Annotated in this window: 14 protein-coding genes and 1 pseudogene; 9 read left to right on the forward strand and 6 right to left on the reverse strand. The window is 32.9% G+C overall.

The window, feature by feature from the left end:
• Positions 1-350 precede the first annotated feature (350 nt).
• Positions 351-667: pseudogene (locus tag HMPREF3267_RS12185) on the forward strand (helix-turn-helix domain-containing protein); the annotation flags it as partial.
• Positions 668-819: 152 nt separating this feature from the next.
• Here HMPREF3267_RS12185 and HMPREF3267_RS00575 read toward each other — a convergent pair.
• The 5 genes from HMPREF3267_RS00575 to HMPREF3267_RS00600 form a co-directional block, all read right to left on the reverse strand.
• Positions 820-1605, reverse strand: a complete 786-nt coding sequence (locus tag HMPREF3267_RS00575) for a hypothetical protein (protein ID WP_062078001.1) — start codon at positions 1603-1605, stop codon at positions 820-822.
• 300 nt (positions 1606-1905) lie between these two features.
• Positions 1906-2718, reverse strand: coding sequence for a CPBP family intramembrane glutamic endopeptidase (locus tag HMPREF3267_RS00580; RefSeq protein ID WP_002478744.1), 813 nt, complete (start codon positions 2716-2718; stop codon positions 1906-1908).
• Between the two features lie 755 nt (positions 2719-3473).
• Positions 3474-4658, reverse strand: a complete 1185-nt coding sequence (locus HMPREF3267_RS00590; RefSeq protein ID WP_062077999.1) for a restriction endonuclease subunit S — start codon at positions 4656-4658, stop codon at positions 3474-3476.
• Positions 4651-6207: a type I restriction-modification system subunit M gene (locus HMPREF3267_RS00595; protein WP_062077997.1), complete on the reverse strand. Its 1557-nt coding sequence runs from the start codon at positions 6205-6207 to the stop codon at positions 4651-4653. Before HMPREF3267_RS00595 ends, HMPREF3267_RS00590 begins: the two co-directional genes overlap by 8 nt.
• A gap of 98 nt (positions 6208-6305) precedes the next feature.
• Positions 6306-9092 carry a type I restriction endonuclease subunit R gene (locus HMPREF3267_RS00600; RefSeq protein WP_062077995.1) on the reverse strand — a complete coding sequence of 929 codons (2787 nt, stop codon included), beginning with the start codon at positions 9090-9092 and terminating at the stop codon, positions 6306-6308.
• Positions 9093-9556: 464 nt separating this feature from the next.
• Here HMPREF3267_RS00600 and HMPREF3267_RS00605 point away from each other — a divergent pair, with 464 nt between their 5' ends.
• From HMPREF3267_RS00605 to HMPREF3267_RS00625, 5 genes are all read left to right on the forward strand, one after another.
• Positions 9557-9895 carry a helix-turn-helix domain-containing protein gene (locus HMPREF3267_RS00605; RefSeq protein ID WP_062077993.1) on the forward strand — a complete coding sequence of 113 codons (339 nt, stop codon included), beginning with the start codon at positions 9557-9559 and terminating at the stop codon, positions 9893-9895.
• Positions 9896-9932: 37 nt separating this feature from the next.
• A complete protein-coding gene (locus HMPREF3267_RS00610; protein ID WP_002492283.1) occupies positions 9933-10757 on the forward strand; it encodes a CPBP family intramembrane glutamic endopeptidase in 825 nt (274 codons plus the stop codon).
• 145 nt (positions 10758-10902) lie between these two features.
• Positions 10903-11307 carry an NINE protein gene (locus tag HMPREF3267_RS12195; protein ID WP_002492278.1) on the forward strand — a complete coding sequence of 135 codons (405 nt, stop codon included), beginning with the start codon at positions 10903-10905 and terminating at the stop codon, positions 11305-11307.
• Between the two features lie 312 nt (positions 11308-11619).
• Positions 11620-12651, forward strand: a complete 1032-nt coding sequence (locus HMPREF3267_RS00620) for an NAD(P)/FAD-dependent oxidoreductase (protein ID WP_002478752.1) — start codon at positions 11620-11622, stop codon at positions 12649-12651.
• Positions 12652-12670: 19 nt separating this feature from the next.
• Positions 12671-13072 carry a GNAT family N-acetyltransferase gene (locus tag HMPREF3267_RS00625; RefSeq protein WP_002460201.1) on the forward strand — a complete coding sequence of 134 codons (402 nt, stop codon included), beginning with the start codon at positions 12671-12673 and terminating at the stop codon, positions 13070-13072.
• 296 nt (positions 13073-13368) lie between these two features.
• Here HMPREF3267_RS00625 and HMPREF3267_RS00630 read toward each other — a convergent pair whose 3' ends face one another.
• Positions 13369-14361, reverse strand: coding sequence for an acrylyl-CoA reductase family protein (locus HMPREF3267_RS00630; RefSeq protein WP_062077991.1), 993 nt, complete (start codon positions 14359-14361; stop codon positions 13369-13371).
• A 342-nt stretch (positions 14362-14703) separates the two neighbouring features.
• Here HMPREF3267_RS00630 and efeO point away from each other — a divergent pair, with 342 nt between their 5' ends.
• Genes efeO through HMPREF3267_RS00645 form a run of 3 tightly spaced genes read left to right on the forward strand, consistent with a single transcriptional unit; the run spans position 14704 to position 18495 of the window.
• Positions 14704-15558, forward strand: coding sequence for an iron uptake system protein EfeO (gene efeO, locus HMPREF3267_RS00635; RefSeq protein ID WP_002478755.1), 855 nt, complete (start codon positions 14704-14706; stop codon positions 15556-15558).
• Positions 15555-16784 (forward strand): iron uptake transporter deferrochelatase/peroxidase subunit, encoded by a 1230-nt coding sequence (efeB, locus tag HMPREF3267_RS00640; protein WP_037545176.1) that lies wholly within the window; start codon positions 15555-15557, stop codon positions 16782-16784. Before efeO ends, efeB begins: the two co-directional genes overlap by 4 nt.
• The gene (locus HMPREF3267_RS00645) at positions 16765-18495 is read left to right on the forward strand and encodes an FTR1 family protein (protein WP_062077989.1); all 1731 of its coding nucleotides are present in this window, start codon (positions 16765-16767) and stop codon (positions 18493-18495) included. The genes efeB and HMPREF3267_RS00645 overlap by 20 nt, the downstream gene beginning before the upstream one ends.
• Positions 18496-18576 lie beyond the last annotated feature (81 nt).

Genomic DNA, 18576 nt, shown 5'->3' on the forward strand with positions numbered 1-18576 from the left:
TTTTTCATAAATATAACCACGAAAAATTGCCGACAATTAGACGATAATAACACGACAATAGCACGACAGACACTCTAATTATACGTTTTAGACGGTTTAAACTATAGGTAGTGGTTCATATAAAATAATATAATAATAAAAGCGTTTCAGAAATAAATAATGGTTACCAGAGGGATTTGAAATGATTTTTAGTTGTTTACTTAACTTTTTAACTTGATGTATTTATTTGGCTTATATTTACATATTTTGATTGGAGACATTTTTAAGCATAAATCTCTATAAACAAGTTCTAAATCTTAAAAAACTATTTAATATTCAAAATAGAGATATTTAAAATGATTACAAGCTAGCCTATGATGAATGAAGTTATTGGGAATCCGTTATTAGATAAGTTTATGAAAGATTTAATCGTTCAAATTTTAGCAATAGTTTCAGAACAGGAGAGAAATAAAAGTAAACGTCGACAAGCTTGAGGCATTCAAGTTGTGAAAGACCAAGGGATACCTAAAGGGCGTACTTTACTTTATTCACTAAATGCGAAGATCCTAAAAAATGTGTTATCTATCATCATATTGCAGAAGTGTTAGAAGAAGGCAAAGTAATTAGTCAGATAGCGAAAGAGGTTAATATTACAAGACAGATAGTTTATAGAATCAAGCACGATAAGGAGAACTATCTTGATAAATTGATGTTCAATGTAAATGAGAGGTTCTCACAGTCTCTCAAATCTCATATTATATTATTGAATTGAGATTTTAATAATTATACAAGAAAAAGGAGTGCGAATTCACACTCTTTTTTTCTAAACTAAGCATTTTTCTATTGTTCCTTTTGCTTATTTATCATTACTTGGATGTATAAAGTAATCCAAAGTTCGGGAGGATATGGTATTTGGGTATCATTTGATTCGATTTCTATATTGTGGTTTTCTCCTCTACGTCGAGTTACTAGATTTTTACCTAAATCAAAAAATGAACGTTGCGCTGTTAATATTTTATTGTTTTCTTTTCCTATTATCACCGTTTTAGTTGAAAAATAAGGGTTATTAAACTTATATGTGTAATTAATGTCTAGAAAAACATAAGGAGTTTGTTGTTTTATTCCTCCTTTTACCAACTTTATCATCTGTAATATGCCGACTTCTGATCCATCAATACAGACTCTATAATGTGGTCTTAAAGACCATAATTTAATTTTTTTTAAAATGATATCGTGATCTGATGACGTAAGCTTGACACCATAGGTCGGAAAAATATCCAATATACTTAGCCACTTTTGAAGATTATTATTAAAATAAGGAGTCCATACAGTATCAGTCATACCATGAATTTTAATATATATGTCATCGAATAAATACAATGGAGCTTGATAAAAAAATTCATTCTCCTGTAAGTTAGGACTTTTTTCATATAAAGTAAGTTCTCTTTTATATTTTTGTTTATAATAGCGTCTTATCATAACAGTTCCCAATAAAATAACAATACTTGCCGCCCAAAAAATTATTAACATCCATGGGGGAATAGAGTTATTGAAAAACCCCATCATACTTCCAATTATTAATATTGTTACTAAAATAGTTCCAATAAATAATAATAAAACACGCAATTTTATAACTCCTTTCAAAAATATAGAGTTCCTCATTATAAATCCATCGCAATATTTTTATTTGGAAGAATGAAGGAATATTACCACCTAATGTTTCAGATTTAACAGCATATTTATCTATTAGTTTTGCATTGCTATTATCATTTAAATTTAGATTATTTTTTCATCACTGATCTATTTATAAATAAAAATTTATATATAATAACCGCTAAGTTTAAACAAAGAAAAGAGCTGAATTATTAAAGCAGTCAAACTCATCTGACTGGCTATCAAAACAACAAATAAGCCGTAATTTTAAAATCAAGATTTTCTGTCGATATTATCTATTTTCAAAATCAAAATTAATGCGAAAATACTTAAAACTATTATTCCAATAACTCCTGTTGGACCATAAATTAATGAGTTAAACTCACTTCTTTTAAGAGCAAACATATAGACAGTAGTTGAAAATTGATTAAAAATACCATGTAAAACAGCAGGCATAAAGACACTTTTAGTTTTTAAGTACGTGTAATAAAGAATAATACCTAATGGTATACACATAGCTACCATCAAAAAAACACCTAAACTAGGATTATTTGGATAATTATGTCCTTGTAAAATGAGGGGTAAATGCCAAAACCCCCATATAATTCCACCACTAAGTAAACCTTTCTTTGTACCTAATTTATCTATTAATATAGGATACATAAAAGCTCGCCAACCTAATTCTTCACCTAAATATGCTACCAGACTAACTAATACACCAACAGTTATATTTACTACTAGAGGAATAAGTAATTTATGCATTATATCAAAAATATCTAAAAACTGATTAGGGTTTACAACATAAGAAATTAAATAAATTAAGGTTATAATAATTATCATAGTGAATGGATAGATAGCCCAATATTTGAGTTTACCAATACGTAAGGAAAAAAATTCTGTAAATTTTTGATGTTTATAAAAATAAATCCAAACAATAATTGCAGATATTGCAGGGAAAAGCATTATTAAGTTAGATAATATAATTTTATTATTTACAAAATACAATACTCCTCCAAAAATATAAGTAAGTCCAAAAACAATCATTATAAATATCATAAGTGGTTTTGTTTTGTATTTAGTCTCCATAAAAAAACTCCTTAATATATTATAGTTTTCAATAACCTAATTAACTAAAATAGTAATAATATGATTTTATCATAGTAATTTAAAAATTAATATTAAGCTCAGAAAATTGATTTATAATTATATTTCAAATCATTCTTTAAAAACTCAAACGAAACTATGGTAGTTTTTAATAAAGGAACAAAAAATAAACCGATAATAAAGAAAAATATAGTTGAACTTAATTGGAAAAACACTAAAAATCAACGGACTAATAAAATTATTAAAAAGACAGACAACGTGAATTCAATCAAAACCATTCGTTTGACGGGTGGTTTTTTCTTAATACTATATTGGAAGGTGGCTGGGAAGAATAAAAAAAGTTGACTGCAATGTAGTCAACTTTTCATCGTTAGATATACTTTGTATTGTAAATCATTGAAGTTATACCAAATCCTACTAACGTGAATATAATAATATATATACTGATATTGTCAGACTTTAAATAAAAATGAAATAGTAAAAAAGTAAGAAATGCCACGAAAAAATAAAGAGGTATAACACTTTTACTCCATAATATAGAATGTTTTATCATATATCACACTCATTTTTTAATCGAAGTAGTTTGATGCTTTCCTAATCTTAATATTACTAGGCAAACGTTTTATAAAATTAAACGTAACAACGAATAATCTCTATGAATATATTACCGCTGCAAATAAGCACACTATGCGGCATTGTGTCATAACTTTTTCATTTACATAATGCCTTTATCAGAATCAAATGAACATTTTCTGTAATAACCCTTGTTTACGTTGTTTTAAAAATTCAACTTTTGATGATTGTTTTTCTATGTAGTCATCAAGTTTTTTTAAGGAGGTTCCTATTTTCTTTTGTTCGTCACTACTTGATGGTATTTTTAATTTTTCTTTAGAATAATCTTTATAATATAAATGTGGTATCGTACTACCAATTATATACTTTTTAAATTCAAGTAATTTCATGCGATAATATAAAAATTGAATGTCTATATATTTAGGAAGTAAATATCCCATTGTACCTATAACAGAGGACTTACCTGCTCTTAAATTTAAACGCCCAACACCAGCACCATCTTTTAATATTGAAATATAAGGTTCTTCCATATCGTATTGAGAATCTTTTGCAATTTCTTGGATAGCATCATAAACTGGATAACTTCCTAATGTATTATTTTCAATATATTGATTGGAACTTTTTTTAGAACTGATATATTTCGTTACTTCTTCAATAGTTTTTTCTATCCATTCAGGATAATCATTTCCATTTTCATCTTTAAATTTTATTTCTTGTGAGAATATCTTTTGCATATATCCTTTCTTTTGTTGTTTTAGGAGTTCGAGTTTTTGTTCTTCTAATTCAATTTGACGGTCGAGTTTGCTAAAAAAATTACCTATTTTTTCTTGTTCGCTTTTAAAAGGTAAATTTACAATGTATTTTGATAAATTATTTTTAGATATTCCTAAGACTGAGATGCCATTACCTTGTCTATGAATAAATTTAAGATAGTTCTTTGTTTTAGTATTAAATAAGAGAAACTTTGGTATCACTAAATTATTTGGTCTAAATAAATGTGTATGTAGTCCAGATATAACTTTAGAAATATTAAAATTAATCAATACTGCTTTTCCTAAATCTTTATAATCTTCAGACGCATCTGCAAATATTAAATCATTTTGTTGCACTTCTTGAAATTCTTTGGATTCTTTAATATTTGGAATTAAATTTTTATTATTTAGAACAGAAGGGAATTTAGAGTGAATATCACCATAATGTATATATCCATAATCTCCATTACCTTCATATGATCTAGAAAATGAGTAACTTTTTTTAAATTCTCCTAATCTAGATAATGGTACAGCTTTTAACTCCTCTTCAAACTCTGGAAATCGTAGTTCTGGGACATTTTTTTGTTCATTAGTCATGGTTGACCACTCCTAATTCTTTGAGATAGTCTTTGATTTCTGCTTCGACTTCAGCAATTTCTTTATCGATGTCTTTGAGTTGTTGTTGAACTTGGACTAAATCAATCGGTTCTTCTTCTTCAAAGGTATCCACGTATCTCGGAATGTTTAAGTTATAGTCATTCTCTCTAATTTCATCTAATGACGCTACATAGCTGTATTTATCAATGGTTTCTCTTTGACGATAGGTATCTACAATTTTATTGACGTCGTCGTCGGTAAGGTGATTTTGGTTTTTACCTTTTTCAAAGGATTGAGAAGCGTCAATAAATAACACATCGTCGCTTTCTTCACGACATTTCTTGAAAACTAGAATGCAGGTTGGGATATTTGTGCCAAAGAATAGATTAGCAGGTAAGCCAATCACTGCATCAATGTAATTCTTGTCTTCAATTAAATATTTACGAATTGTGCCTTCTGCATTTCCACGAAATAATACACCGTGTGGTAATACAACAGCCATAGTACCATGATCATCTAAGTGATAAATCATATGTTGAATAAAAGCATAATCTGCTGTTTTTTTAGGTGCTAATTTGCCATAGTTACTGAACCGTTCATCTTCTAAGAAGGATGGGTCTGCACTCCAATGTGCACTATATGGCGGGTTTGCGACAACTGCATCAAAGCGTTCGTCATGTATGGCAGGGCTTTCTAACGTATCGTCATTTTCAATTTGGAATTGTTTATAATTGACGTCATGGAGTAACATGTTCATGCGTGCTAAGTTGTATGTTGTACTGTTATATTCTTGTCCATAATATTGACGTACACGAGCTTCTGAACCAACACGAAGTAATAGGGAACCAGAGCCACAAGTAGGGTCATAGACGCTACGTAAATCATTTCTACCTGTTGTTACAATTTTAGCTAAGATTGTTGATACTTGTTGCGGTGTATAGAATTCTCCGGCTTTTTTACCTGCAGAAGCAGCGAATTGGCCGATTAAATATTCATACGCATCGCCTAACATATCGATTTCAAGATCACTATGGACGAATGGTAGGGTAGCAATTTGAACCATCACTTTAGAGATAAGTTGGGTACGTTTAGCATTGGTATTACCTAAACGACTTGATGTTAAATCCATGTCGTCAAAGAGGTGAATGAAGTCATCTTCACTGTCATGGCCTCGTGTAGAGTTTTCGACATTTTTAACCGCGTTGCTTAAGTCTTCAATTTGGAACGTTTGGGCCTCAATTTTGTTTATAAGATTGCTGAAAAGAAATTGAGGTTCAATCACAAAGCCAATACGTGCAATGAGTTCCTTTTCCACAATGGGTTTATATGTATCGTTATTCATGGCTTCTTCATATGAAATATCGTCTTCTTTAAGTAAGCCCGCTGCGATGTCTTCATTCTTCTCACTTAAGAAGCGATAAAAGATTAAACCTAAGATATAGTTTTTAAATTCATTGGCATCCATATTGCCGCGTAAATCATTGGCAATAGACCATAGTTTCTTTTGTAAGTCAGCAAGTTGTTGACGTTGCTTTTCTGTTGTAGACACGGTTGTATCCTCCTCTGTTCATCGTTTGTATCAAAGTGTATATATGTTATTTTAAAGCACAAAGCAAAATAAGTTAAGCGGTATGCCGCCTAACTTATTTAATTTGCTGCACCATATTTTTCTGCTGTTTCTTGAACGAATGATTTAACGTTTTCAATTTTTTGTGTGCGGACGAGTAAACCACCTGTAATACCTTGTTCGACAAAGTTATTATCAAGTTGCCCGCTAAATTCATACTCATTAATGACTTCTTTAAGTAAGTCGATAGGGTATGCTTTGTCATTAGCAAATTCTTGAATTTCCTGTTCTTTCACTTCTTCTTCAAAGTTAAAATAAGCATCTTCAATTACGGTATCTTTATCTAGGTGAGGGATAACTTTATCCAAGAATTCACGAATCAGTTCTGCTTTTAGACGTAATTTGTCATCATCTGCCTTGCTTAATAACTGTTTGATTTGTTTACGCACGCGTTCGGTTTGAGCTTTATCCGTTAAATCAATATTGTTTAGTAAATCAAGAATGTATTGAACATTAATCATATCATTTCTTAAAATTTCAATTTTGAAATCAATATCATCTAACACGGATGTTTTTTCACTTTGACGTTGACCTTTGACTTTGTCATAAATGGCATAATATTTACCTTGGTAATCTTCAAATGTCTGTTGACTAATGCCAAGAAGGTCAGAAGTAAATTCAAATTCATCAAAGGTCTTTAACCTTTGCAGCAAGCTCGCTACGGCACGATATGCGAGTACAAAGTCGAGTTGATCGTCTTCTCGCTCTAGGTTATCTACATCGTCAGGCGTAGGAACGACGTTAAATAATTGGGTAAGTACATGCTTGAAATCAGATAATAAGACATCGAATGACGGGCTTAATACTGTATCTGTATCATTAGTTTGAGAAAAGAGTTCTATGGCTTTATCCGTATTATCTTTAAGATTGCGATAACATACAATATTGCCGTAGGGTTTTGTCTCCTTTTCAACACGGTTTGTACGTGAATAGGCTTGAATTAAGCCGTGATATTTTAAATTACGATCAACGTACAGCGTGTTTAACTTTTTACTATCGAAACCAGTTAAGAACATATCAACGACAATTAATATGTCTAGGCGTTCAGCCGGATTACCTTGTTTCACACGTTTTGAAATATCATTAAAGAAACCGTCAAACGTGTCTAGACTAAAGTTTTTATCAAACATTTGATTATAATCACACATCACTTGTTCAAGTTCTTCTTTAGTATGTACTTTATCGATTTGTTCTTGTGTATCTTCATTTGCAGCATAAGTAAAGATGGTTGAGACATTTAGATGATGTTGACCTGCGTCTTTAAGTTGCTTGAAAATTTTATAATATTTAATAGCCATCGGAATACTTTGAACTGTCAAGATAGACGTGTACATTTGATTACGCGTCTTTTTATGATGATTGGCCACCAAATGCTTAGCAATCATGTTTAGTCGGTCATCAGCCATCCAGAGTTCATTTTCATCAATGCTAGATACGTAAGATTCATCCATGTCATGGATTGCATTGGCAAATGTACTGATATATTCTACAGAGAAACCTAACACGTTACCATCACGAATAGCATCCTTAATTAAATACGTATGTAAACATTTTTCAAAAATGTCTGCCGTAGCCCGACCATCTTGACTGGCATTTTCTTCAAAGCGGGGCGTACCAGTAAATCCAAAATATTGCGCTTGCTTAAAGTGTTGTCTAATTAAGCGATGCATTTCTCCAAATTGGGTACGATGGCATTCGTCAATGATAAAGATGACTTTATCTTGCTGATATTTATCCATAATGTTAGCACCCGATTTAACAGCATTCGCCATCTTTTGAATAGTTGTAACAATAAGCTTTTGGAATGGGTCATCGAGTTGTTTCAGCAATTTATGTGTATTATCTGTTAAATCAACAGAATCCATTTGGAATTTATTAAATTCTGCAAGTGTTTGACTATCCAAATCTTTACGGTCGACTAGGAAAATAACTTTTTTAATACTTAGATCTTTGGACAGTATTTGGCTTGTTTTAAAGGAAGTCAGTGTTTTACCACTACCAGTTGTATGCCAAATATAACCATTATTATTGGTTTCAGTGGCACGATTAAGTAATGCTTCAACTGCATAGACTTGATAAGGACGCAATGCCATAAGCAATTTATCTGTTTCATTCGTTATCATATAGCGACTAATCATCTTAGCAATGCGACAACGATCAAGAAATTCTTGAATAAATTCTTTCAAATTATTAATACGGCGGTTATCTTTGTCACTCCAATAGAACATTAAACTCTTGAATATCTCTTTATCACTATTGGCATAATAACGTGTTTCTTTTTTATTACTTACTACAAAGAGCTGTATGAAGCGGAACAAGCCACGATAATTATGTTTGCGATAACGTTCAATTTGATTAAATGCTTGACTAATTGCGATACCACTGCGCTTCAATTCAATTTGAACTAAAGGCAACCCATTGATTAATAGCGTTACGTCATAACGTGCTTTATATTTATCGTCCACAGTCACTTGGTTCGTTACTTGGAATTTATTCTGACACCAGTGTTCTGTATCTAAGAAGTATAGATAAACTTTAGATTCATCATCGCGTTCTAATGTGTAACTGTCACGTAACTGCATCGCACTATCAAAGACACTTTTATCGCTAATATCTGTCATTAAGCGTGCAAACTCGGTATCAGAAAGTGGTCTATTTTTTAAGTTTTCTTTATTACGTTCATTTAAGATTTGGCGGAAATTTTCTACAAGCTGTTCATGATTTCTTAATATGATTCTTTCATAGCCTTGAGATTCCAACTGCTTGATAACATCATTTTCTAATGCTAATTCTCCTTGATAACTCATCAAATCACCCAAAAATTAGTAGTTTCTTTAAATATAGCACAATATTTAGAAGGAAAGTTCTATAATTTTAATTTCAGAGTGTTTAAATAAAATTTTGTAGTGAGACGATACGTTTTAACTGTGTGTAATAGTACATATTCATATATAGAGTAAGTTTTCTTGATATAGTTCTTTAAATTTGGATTTAGATTATTCAATAGAGGGAAAAGATTTTTATCTACAAAATTGTATAAAACTGACAAACTTCATTTGCCTTAGAATTTAAAATAATAAAGATAGTGATTTGATTTGTTTTTTTAGTAAAATGAAATATAAGTTCAATCAAAACAACATAAAGATGTACTGATAACATGATATGCTAAATTTTGGAGACAGAATGTAATGAATTGGTGCGCGAATGCGTCAATTTGAATACAGATAATTACAGATAAACTTGCTAAGTTTAAAGAGAGGTGACCAATCATATGAAACTTGCGGAACAAATTAAGAAGTATCGAAAAGAGCAAGGTTTAACCCAAGATCAACTTGCTGCTGAATTACATACAACGAGACAAACGGTTTCTAAATGGGAACAGGGCTCAATTGAACCTAATGCGCAAATGATTGTTAATTTGGCACAAATGTTTGATATTACGACAGATGAATTACTTACTGGAGAAAATATGAGTAATTTCACTAAGGAGTTAAATGAGACGGGTACGGATCATTTAAATTTTTGGGACTTCTTGTCACAGAAATGGTGGTTTGTCTTAGCTATCGTTGTTATAGTTTGTGGTACTTTATCTCAAATATTCGCAGGTTAATCATTTAGGTTTCCTACACAAATTTAGGAGGAAACACATGAATATTTTAATAAAGTCAGCAAAAATATTTGGAATTATTATACTTACTTTTGTGATTACAGTTGTGGCACAAAACGTTGCAATTCTATGGCATTTGCTAGACTTAAAGTCGGTTGAAACAATACTCCATGGACTCACATATGCTGTTATCACATTTTTACTTATCAAATGGTTCATTCAGAAAGGTTTGAAACAAGAACTCAGGGATTATCGATTGACCAGATTTAAGTTATCACTCGATGTTATAGTCATAGGTTTAAGTATCCCTGTTATAGTGATTCTTATATGCATCATATTTATCCCAGGAAGTTTTGTTGTTACAAGAATAGCTAATCCAATTGACTATTGTAATATGCTGTTTGAAATTGTCTTTCTTGGGGGTATTTTCAGTCCGATTGCCGAGGAAATATTAGTTAGAGGTTTACTCATGGGCTATATTGAAAAGCAAACAAATATTACCACTGCAATCATGATTTCCTCTGTATTATTCGCAGTGGTACATTTATTTAATGGCGGGATGTCTGGGGTAAGTCTAATATTACTTTTAACAAGTGGCACGATTGCTGGTATGCTTTACGGCCTAATTGCTTATAAGTATCAATCAATTTGGGCGAGTGCCTGTCTGCATATTTGCTGGAACTTATCAGATTTGTGTCATATTTCAACAAATAATGAGCAATACGGTATTGTTCAATATATTGTAGAAACTAAAAACATCTGGATAACGGGTGGTGCCTATGGTAATAGTGCGTCAGTGATTTCAATGTTAATATTTTTAATGGCAATCTTTTTGATTTTAAAAAAGAAAGCAATTAAATATTAGTCATTCTTGTTAATGCGGGTAGTCTTGAAGTGGATAATTATCTATTTCTTAAATATTTAAGCAGAAAAATGTGATTTGTTCATAATTTTCGCTAGAGTAAAATATAATTTAGCCCTATGATGAGTGCGTAAAGGAGCGGATTGATTTGAAATTTAGTCATGTAGGAGAACGAATTAGAATATTAAGGAAGTCTAAAAGGATGTCTCAAGAGAAATTAGCAGAATACCTTAATGTTTCTCGTCATTCTATTTCAAATTGGGAAAGAGAAGTAAATTTACCAGATATACATTCTTTAGTGGAAATGACTAAACTTTTCAACGTTTCTTTAAACTTTTTGGTTAAAGGAGAAGAGATGATTGTGAACAAATATGTTTATGCAGCACTAGCATTTTTCTTAGGTAGTTTTGGGGCACATCGATTTTATAGAAAGCAAAATGGTAAGGCGGTTTTATATTTATTATTTTGTTGGACTGGAATACCAGGTGTGATTGGAATATATGAAGGCATTATCGCATTTATTAAAACTGTTGATAAACAAGGACATATTTAAAGACATTGTAAGGCACGGGACAGCATTCATTATGAATTCGTAGTTCCGCCCTGGCAAGGTTGACTAGGATTGAAAAAAGCTTGGTATAAGCGCATTTTCAATCCAGCCAGCTACTGCCAACATAGAGTTCAGAGCTTAAAACATAATGATGCCCCAGATGCTACGCTTATATAGCCGCCAATACATTTGTCCAGAAACTTAAGCGCTTTCTTTTCAACATGTTTTCTAACTGTAGTATAATTGTCCTCATATAATGATAATGTTTATCAATTAAAAGATATCATGTTTTAAATATATGAGGAGGATTCGTGTATGGAGGATGTAATCGTTATTGGGGGCGGTCCTGCTGGTTTATTTGCAAGTTTTTATTCTGGATTAAGAGGCATGTCGGTCAGAATCATTGATGTACAAGATAAGCTGGGTGGTAAGATGCAGCTTTACCCCGAAAAAATCATTTGGGACATTGGTGGTATTGCGCCGAAGCCATGCTATCAAATTATTGAAGATATGATTGCGCAAGGTTTATATTTTAATCCACTTGTTAATTTGCAAACACGTGTTGTTGATATTCGCAAACGTGCTGAACGTCATTTTGAGGTAGAAACGGCGACTGGGGATGTATTTGAGTCTAAGGCAGTTATTTTTGCGATTGGTGGCGGAATTATTAATCCTAAACCACTAGAAATTAGTGGAGCAGAGCGTTATCAATTAACGAATTTGCATTACGTTGTTCAATCTTTAAGTAAATTTAAAGACAAAGAGATTCTTATCTCTGGCGGCGGTAATACTGCATTAGATTGGGCACGTGATTTAGCGCCGATTGCGAAGCGTGTGACAGTGGTTTATCGTAAAATGGAAACGTCGGGTTATGAAGTGATGCATTCCGTTTTAACAGAGCGTGGTGTAACACTGATGCCACGGACGCAAATTAAGCAATTGATTGGTGATGACAAGAATCAGCGTATCCATAAAGTGTGTTTGGAACATTTAGATTCAGGAGATACTGAAACACATCGTTTTGATGATGTCATTATTAGTCATGGTTTTGACCATGAAAATCCACTGTTAACAGATTGTACTTCAAAGCTAGAACGGTATGACGATTATCGTGTTAAAGGCTTTGGTAATACAACGACAAATATTCCTGGTATTTTTGCGTGTGGCGATATTGTTCATCATGATGCGAAAGTGCATTTAATTGCCAGTGCGTTTAGTGATGCGGGTAATGCTGCGAATTTAGCTAAAACATATATTGAACCTGAAGCAAGTGATGAAGGTTATGTGTCTAGTCATAATGACATTTTTAAAGCAGCGAATCAGTCTATTCTTGCACAATATTTATAATTAGGAAAAGGGTGGAACCATGGTTAGAGTAAGTTATGAATCTCCATCAGTACAAGACTATTGCGCACTACGTGTCGAGGCGGGAATGAGCCCAAAATCTGAAGCTGCAGCTCAAAAAGGATTACCTCATGCTTGTTTTAATGTAACATTGTATGATGAAGCGACGCTTGTCGGCATGGGACGTGTGATTGGTGATGGTGGCACTGCATTGCAAATAGTTGATATTGCAGTGCGACCTTCATATCAAGGACAAGGCTTTGGTAAATGTATTTTACAAGAAATTATGTCTTATATAGATCGTATTGCTGAACAAGGTACTTATGTTAGTTTAATTGCTGATTATCCGGCAGACCAATTGTATGCGCAATTTGGTTTTACTTCAACTGAACCGAAGTCTGGTGGCATGTATAAGGTTTATTGATACAACAGCAAGGGCAAACGGAATGCATTTTTAAATTCGTATGCCAGACTACTCAACTACTGACAATATAATAGTTAAGAAAGTCCATGGCATAAATGTCTGAGGCAAGTGGAAGAAAGCAGTTTCAATTGAAATTGCCTTCTTCCTTATTTTTACCCTAATTACTACTAAGACAAAGCGCAGTGCTTTTAACTACTATATATTGAATAAAAAAACGCATAAAGACGATTTTTAATTTCAAATCGGCTTTATGCTTTTATTTGTGAATTTATGTTAAGGACTGTTTAGTATTTTGTTTATTTATTAAAGTCGATTACAACACGTCCTGCTTGTCGATGGTTAATAATCTTGTCTAAATATGTCGGTAGGTCCTTAAAGGCAATGCTTGTTTTAATATCATGCAATTGGTCTGGTCTTAAATCAGTGGCTAATCGACGCCATACGCGTTCTCTGACTTTCATAGGTGTGAAGACAGAATCGATACCTAGTATATTCGCGCCACGTAAAATAAATGGGAAAACGGTACTGTCGAAATGATGACCACCTGTTAGGCCAATTAGGGCGAGACTACCTCCATAATCTAAGCGTTTGAGTACGTAAGATAGGCCTTCGCCACCAATTGGATCCACAGCTGCTTGCCAAGTGCGACTGGCAAGTGGCTTTTGGTCGTCCTGTTCTATACGGTCAATGATTTTTGTGGCACCTAACTGTGTTAATCGTTCTTTAGATTCATGATTTCCTGTACTGGCAATGACCTGATAGCCAAGTGTGCTAAGCATCATGACAGCGAGTGAGCCAACGCCACCTGAAGCACCTCTTACAAGTACCTCTTTGCCTTCAATAGTCATGCCTTGATTTTCTAGGCGTTCGATGGCTAATCCGGCAGTATAACCAGCAGTACCATAAATCATGGTTTCTTCCAATGTAAGATGTTCGGGTAGCGGTACAATCCAGTCTGAATTCACTCGAGCATATTCACTAAATCCTCCAAAGTGACTAACACCTAAATCGTAGCTTGTGACAATCACTTCTTGACCTTTTGAATAACGTGGGTCATCGCTATGTTCGATGGTGCCAGCTAAATCGATCCCTGGTACCATTGGATATTTTTTAATTACTCCGTTATTGTCTTGTGTGGCAAGGGCATCTTTGTAATTAATGCTTGAGTATTGCACTTTGATTAATACGTCACCTTCTGGTAGGTCGTCGCTAGTTAACTGTATAAAGTCACCTTGAACCTTACCGTCATCATCTTGAGTTACTTGGAAAGCGTTAAATTGTTGCGTCATCTGTATGTTTGCCTCCTTAGATTGTTGTACAACGTCATTATCATTATTTACCCTAATTCAATTTTTCTTATACAAATAGCAATACATCAAATATTTTTGATGATTAAAATAATAAAAAAATATTTCAATATATCACTATTATTATGGGCATTGACATGAATTCATGGGCAATCTATAATTAGTTTGATAATGATTATCAATTGTGTGCATACATTTTATTTTCTAGTGAGAAATACTACTATAACAATTATTAAATAAGCAAATCTTAGCATTAGTTATTCTCATTTAGAACGGTTGTACAATGGTTTGATGATTGTTCATAACATACTTGAGGTGATTATTTTGAAAAAACTACCAACAATATTATTAGCTTCGTCATTACTATTAGCAGCATGTGGTAGCCAAGATGGCGGACAGGATTCACATTCTAAAAATAAGAGTAGCAAAAGCAATAACACAGCAGAGTTGAAAAAAGCTACTAAAGAATATGAAAAGTATACAGATAAACAATTAGATAAGTTTTTAAAAGGGACAACAGATTTTGTTAATGCAGTGAAGAATGATGATATGGAAAAAGCAAAATCGCTATATCCTAAAGTACGTATGTATTATGAACGTTCAGAACCTGTAGCAGAAGCTTTTGGTGATTTAGATCCGAAAATCGATGCACGTCTCGCTGATATGAAAGAAGAGAAAAAAGAAGATAAATGGACGGGTTATCATAAGATTGAAAGATCGTTATACCAAGATAATAAAATTGATGCAACAACGAAAAAAGATGCTGATCAATTGTTGAAAGATGCCAAAGAGTTAGATGCCAAAGCAGACACATTAAAAATCACGCCTAAATTAATGTTACAAGGATCTGTGGATTTACTTAATGAAGTATCAACATCTAAAATCACTGGTGAAGAAGAAATTTATTCTCATACTGACTTATATGACTTCAAAGCCAACATTGAAGGTGCACAAAAAATTTATACACTATTTAAACCAGAATTAAATAAAAAAGATAAAAAGTTATCAGCAGATATTCAAAAGAACTTTGATAAAGTGAACAAACTGTTAGACAAATATAAAGACGGTGACGGCTATAAACCATATGGTGATGTTTCTAAAGCAGATAGAAAAGCGTTAGCAGATGCAGTGAATGCATTAGGGGAACCGTTGAGTAAAATGGCCGTGATTACAGAATGAGTAATCAAGACGAACAACAAAAAGGACAAGTCTCAAGACGTTCCTTCTTAAAAATGTTAGGAATTGGTGGCGCGGGTGTCGTCATCGGCGCAAGTGGTGCAGGTAGTGTATTTTCATTTAAGTCAATGTTTGATACGCCAGAAGATAAAGAGAAAGATGCTTTTGAATTCTATGGCAAGGTTCAAGCTGGTATAACAACGCCAACACAAAAGACATGTAATTTTGTAGCATTGGAACTTAAATCTCGTGATAAAGCAGAAATTAAGAAAATGTTTCAAAAATGGACGGATATGACGGTAAGTCTAACTGAAGGCGAACCAGTTGAAAAGGATAGAAGTCATAATACGTTGTTACCTCCAGCAGATACAGGTGAATCGATTGGCTTAGGTGCAAGTAAGTTAACAATCACGTACGGTGTTAGTAAATCATTTTTAAAGAAAGTAGGTCTATCATCTAAGATACCTAAAGACTTTAAAGATTTACCTCATTTTGCAAATGATCAATTGGAAGATGAGTATAGTGATGGTGATATCATGATTCAAGCTTGCTCTAATGATTCACAAGTGACATTCCATGCGGTACATAATCTAATTCGTCCGTTTAGAGACTTAGTTAAAGTGAAATGGTCACAAACTGGTTTTGTTTCCGGAAAATTAGATGAAACACCAAGAAACTTAATGGCATTTAAAGATGGTACAGTCAATCCACGTAAAAGTGATGAATATAAAAACTATGTCTTTATTGATGATGGTTGGGCAAAGCATGGAACTTATTGCATTATTCGCCGTATTCAAATTCACATTGAAACATGGGACCGTACAGCTTTAGAAGAACAAGAAGCGACATTTGGTCGTAAACGTAGTTCAGGTGCACCATTAACTGGGAAAAAAGAATTTGATGAGCTTGATTTAGACGCAAAAGATAGTTCAGGTGAGTATGTGATTCCTAAAGATGCACATGCACGTTTGGCACATGAAGCTAAGACGTCCATCAAACGTCGTGCATATAATTATTTAGGCGGTACGAATGAAAAAACAGGTGCATTAGAAACAGGTTTAATGTTTATATGTTTCCAAAAATCACCACAACAGTTTATTGATATTCAAAACCATTTAGGTCATCAGGATAAGCTAAATGAGTATATTACACATCGAGGATCGGCTACATTTTTAGTGTTGCCTGGTGTGAAAAAAGGAGGCTACCTTGGTGAAACGTTATTTAATTAAGGTTGTTATTCTTTTAGCTATACTCACAATGGCTTTCCGGATGGCGCCTATGCCTTCAGCGGCTGCAGATAAGCCATCGATTAGTGATGTCTATGTTTCTATTACGGATGCTAAATCAATTTTAGAAGACAAATCAAAAAGCGATAAAGATAAAAAGCAAGCGATTAAAGATATTGATAAACAGCTAGATACATTAAAAATTAAAAATACGAAACAGGGGAAAGATGTTAAGCAGCAATGGCAAGCAGTTAAGAAAACATCATCAACTGAGTCACAAGCAGCAAAATTATCTGAAGTCACAAAATCATTAATTGCTTATGAGAATGCTGAATCTTCTGGAGATGCATCGAAAAAAATTAAAGAATTACAACAACAAGTAGATGCCAAAGACAGTCAGATGCAACAAGCAATTAAGGATAAAGATGAGACAAAGTTACAATCTATAAATAATAGTTTGAATCAGATTTGGACAAGTCATGAAACGGTTATCCGTAACTATGATGATTCAAAATATGGTCAAATCGAAGTGAACTTGATGCAGTTACGTGTGGCAGTTCAAAAAGAACCTTTAGATATCAATAAAGTTAAAAATGCTTGGACAACATTTAAAACAAGCATTGACCAAGTTGATCAAAAACAATCAAATCAAAGTTCAGATAAGTATAATGTGACACAATTAAATGATGAATTGGATAAAGCCATTAAAGGTATTGAAAATAATCAATTGAAACAAACAGATGATGCTTTAAGTAAATTTATTCAAATTTGGCCTTACGTTGAAGGTAAAATTCAAACGAAAAATGCGTCACTCTATACAACGATAGAAGATAAGATTCCTTATTATCAAAGTATATTAGATGATAGTAATAAAGACCGTGTTAAAGAAGGTCTACAAGATATTAATTCAGACATCAAAGATACGGTCGGCAAAGATAGTTATTCCTTTGTTGATGTCATGATTATTTTCTTGCGTGAAGGTCTTGAAGTATTACTTATCATTATGACATTGACAACAATGACACGTAATGTGAAAGATACGAAAGGTACAGCAAGTGTTCTAGGTGGTGCGATGCTTGGTTTAATTCTAAGTCTTGCCTTAGCCGTTGTCTTTATTCAAACTTTAGGTAATAATGGTTTGTTACGTGAAGGCATGGAAGCGACGTTAGGCATTATTGCCGTCGTCTTGATGTATATTGTAGGTATTTGGATGCATCGCCGTTCAAGTGCAAAACGTTGGAATGACTTAATTCAGTCCATGTATCAAAATGCAATTAGCAACGGTAACCTAGTATTGTTAGGTACGATTGGTTTAATTTCAGTGCTTAGAGAAGGTGTAGAAGTTATTATCTTCTATATGGGTATGATAGGCAGTATTCAGACAATAGACTTTGTGATTGGCATTGCCTTAGCCATTGTAATCCTTATTATCTTCGCATTGTTATTTAGATTTATTGTTAAACTGATACCAATTTATTACATTTTCAGAGTGCTTTCTATATTTATCTTCTTAATGGCGTTCAAAATGTTAGGTGTTAGTATTCAAAAACTTCAATTACTTGGTACATTACCACAACATAGTATTGAGGGCTTACCAACTATAAGCGTAATCGGATTCTATCCAAGCTTTGAAACGATTGGCGCGCAAATCATTTACATTATTTTAGTCATTGTGTTTATGAGAACACAACGTCAGCAAACGCAAACGACATAAATAAAACATATTAAGATGAGCTGTGAAGAAGATCTATAACAATCGGTTTCTTCACAGCTATTTTTATAGATAGAAAGGCAT

Origin of the sequence: Staphylococcus sp. HMSC62D11, from assembly GCF_001839145.1 — a bacterium.
GTDB classification, from domain to species: domain Bacteria; phylum Bacillota; class Bacilli; order Staphylococcales; family Staphylococcaceae; genus Staphylococcus; species Staphylococcus lugdunensis.

Coding starts and splice junctions, on each gene's coding strand:
- HMPREF3267_RS00580 (WP_002478744.1), bottom strand. CDS start 2,718: ATGGAGACTAAATACAAAACAAAACCACTTATGATATTTATAATGATT.
- HMPREF3267_RS00610 (WP_002492283.1), top strand. CDS start 9,933: ATGAATATTTTAATAAAGTCAGCAAAAATATTTGGAATTATTATACTT.
- HMPREF3267_RS00630 (WP_062077991.1), bottom strand. CDS start 14,361: ATGACGCAACAATTTAACGCTTTCCAAGTAACTCAAGATGATGACGGT.
- efeB (WP_037545176.1), top strand. CDS start 15,555: ATGAGTAATCAAGACGAACAACAAAAAGGACAAGTCTCAAGACGTTCC.
- HMPREF3267_RS00625 (WP_002460201.1), top strand. CDS start 12,671: ATGGTTAGAGTAAGTTATGAATCTCCATCAGTACAAGACTATTGCGCA.
- HMPREF3267_RS00605 (WP_062077993.1), top strand. CDS start 9,557: ATGAAACTTGCGGAACAAATTAAGAAGTATCGAAAAGAGCAAGGTTTA.
- HMPREF3267_RS00590 (WP_062077999.1), bottom strand. CDS start 4,658: ATGACTAATGAACAAAAAAATGTCCCAGAACTACGATTTCCAGAGTTT.
- HMPREF3267_RS00600 (WP_062077995.1), bottom strand. CDS start 9,092: ATGAGTTATCAAGGAGAATTAGCATTAGAAAATGATGTTATCAAGCAG.
- HMPREF3267_RS00620 (WP_002478752.1), top strand. CDS start 11,620: ATGGAGGATGTAATCGTTATTGGGGGCGGTCCTGCTGGTTTATTTGCA.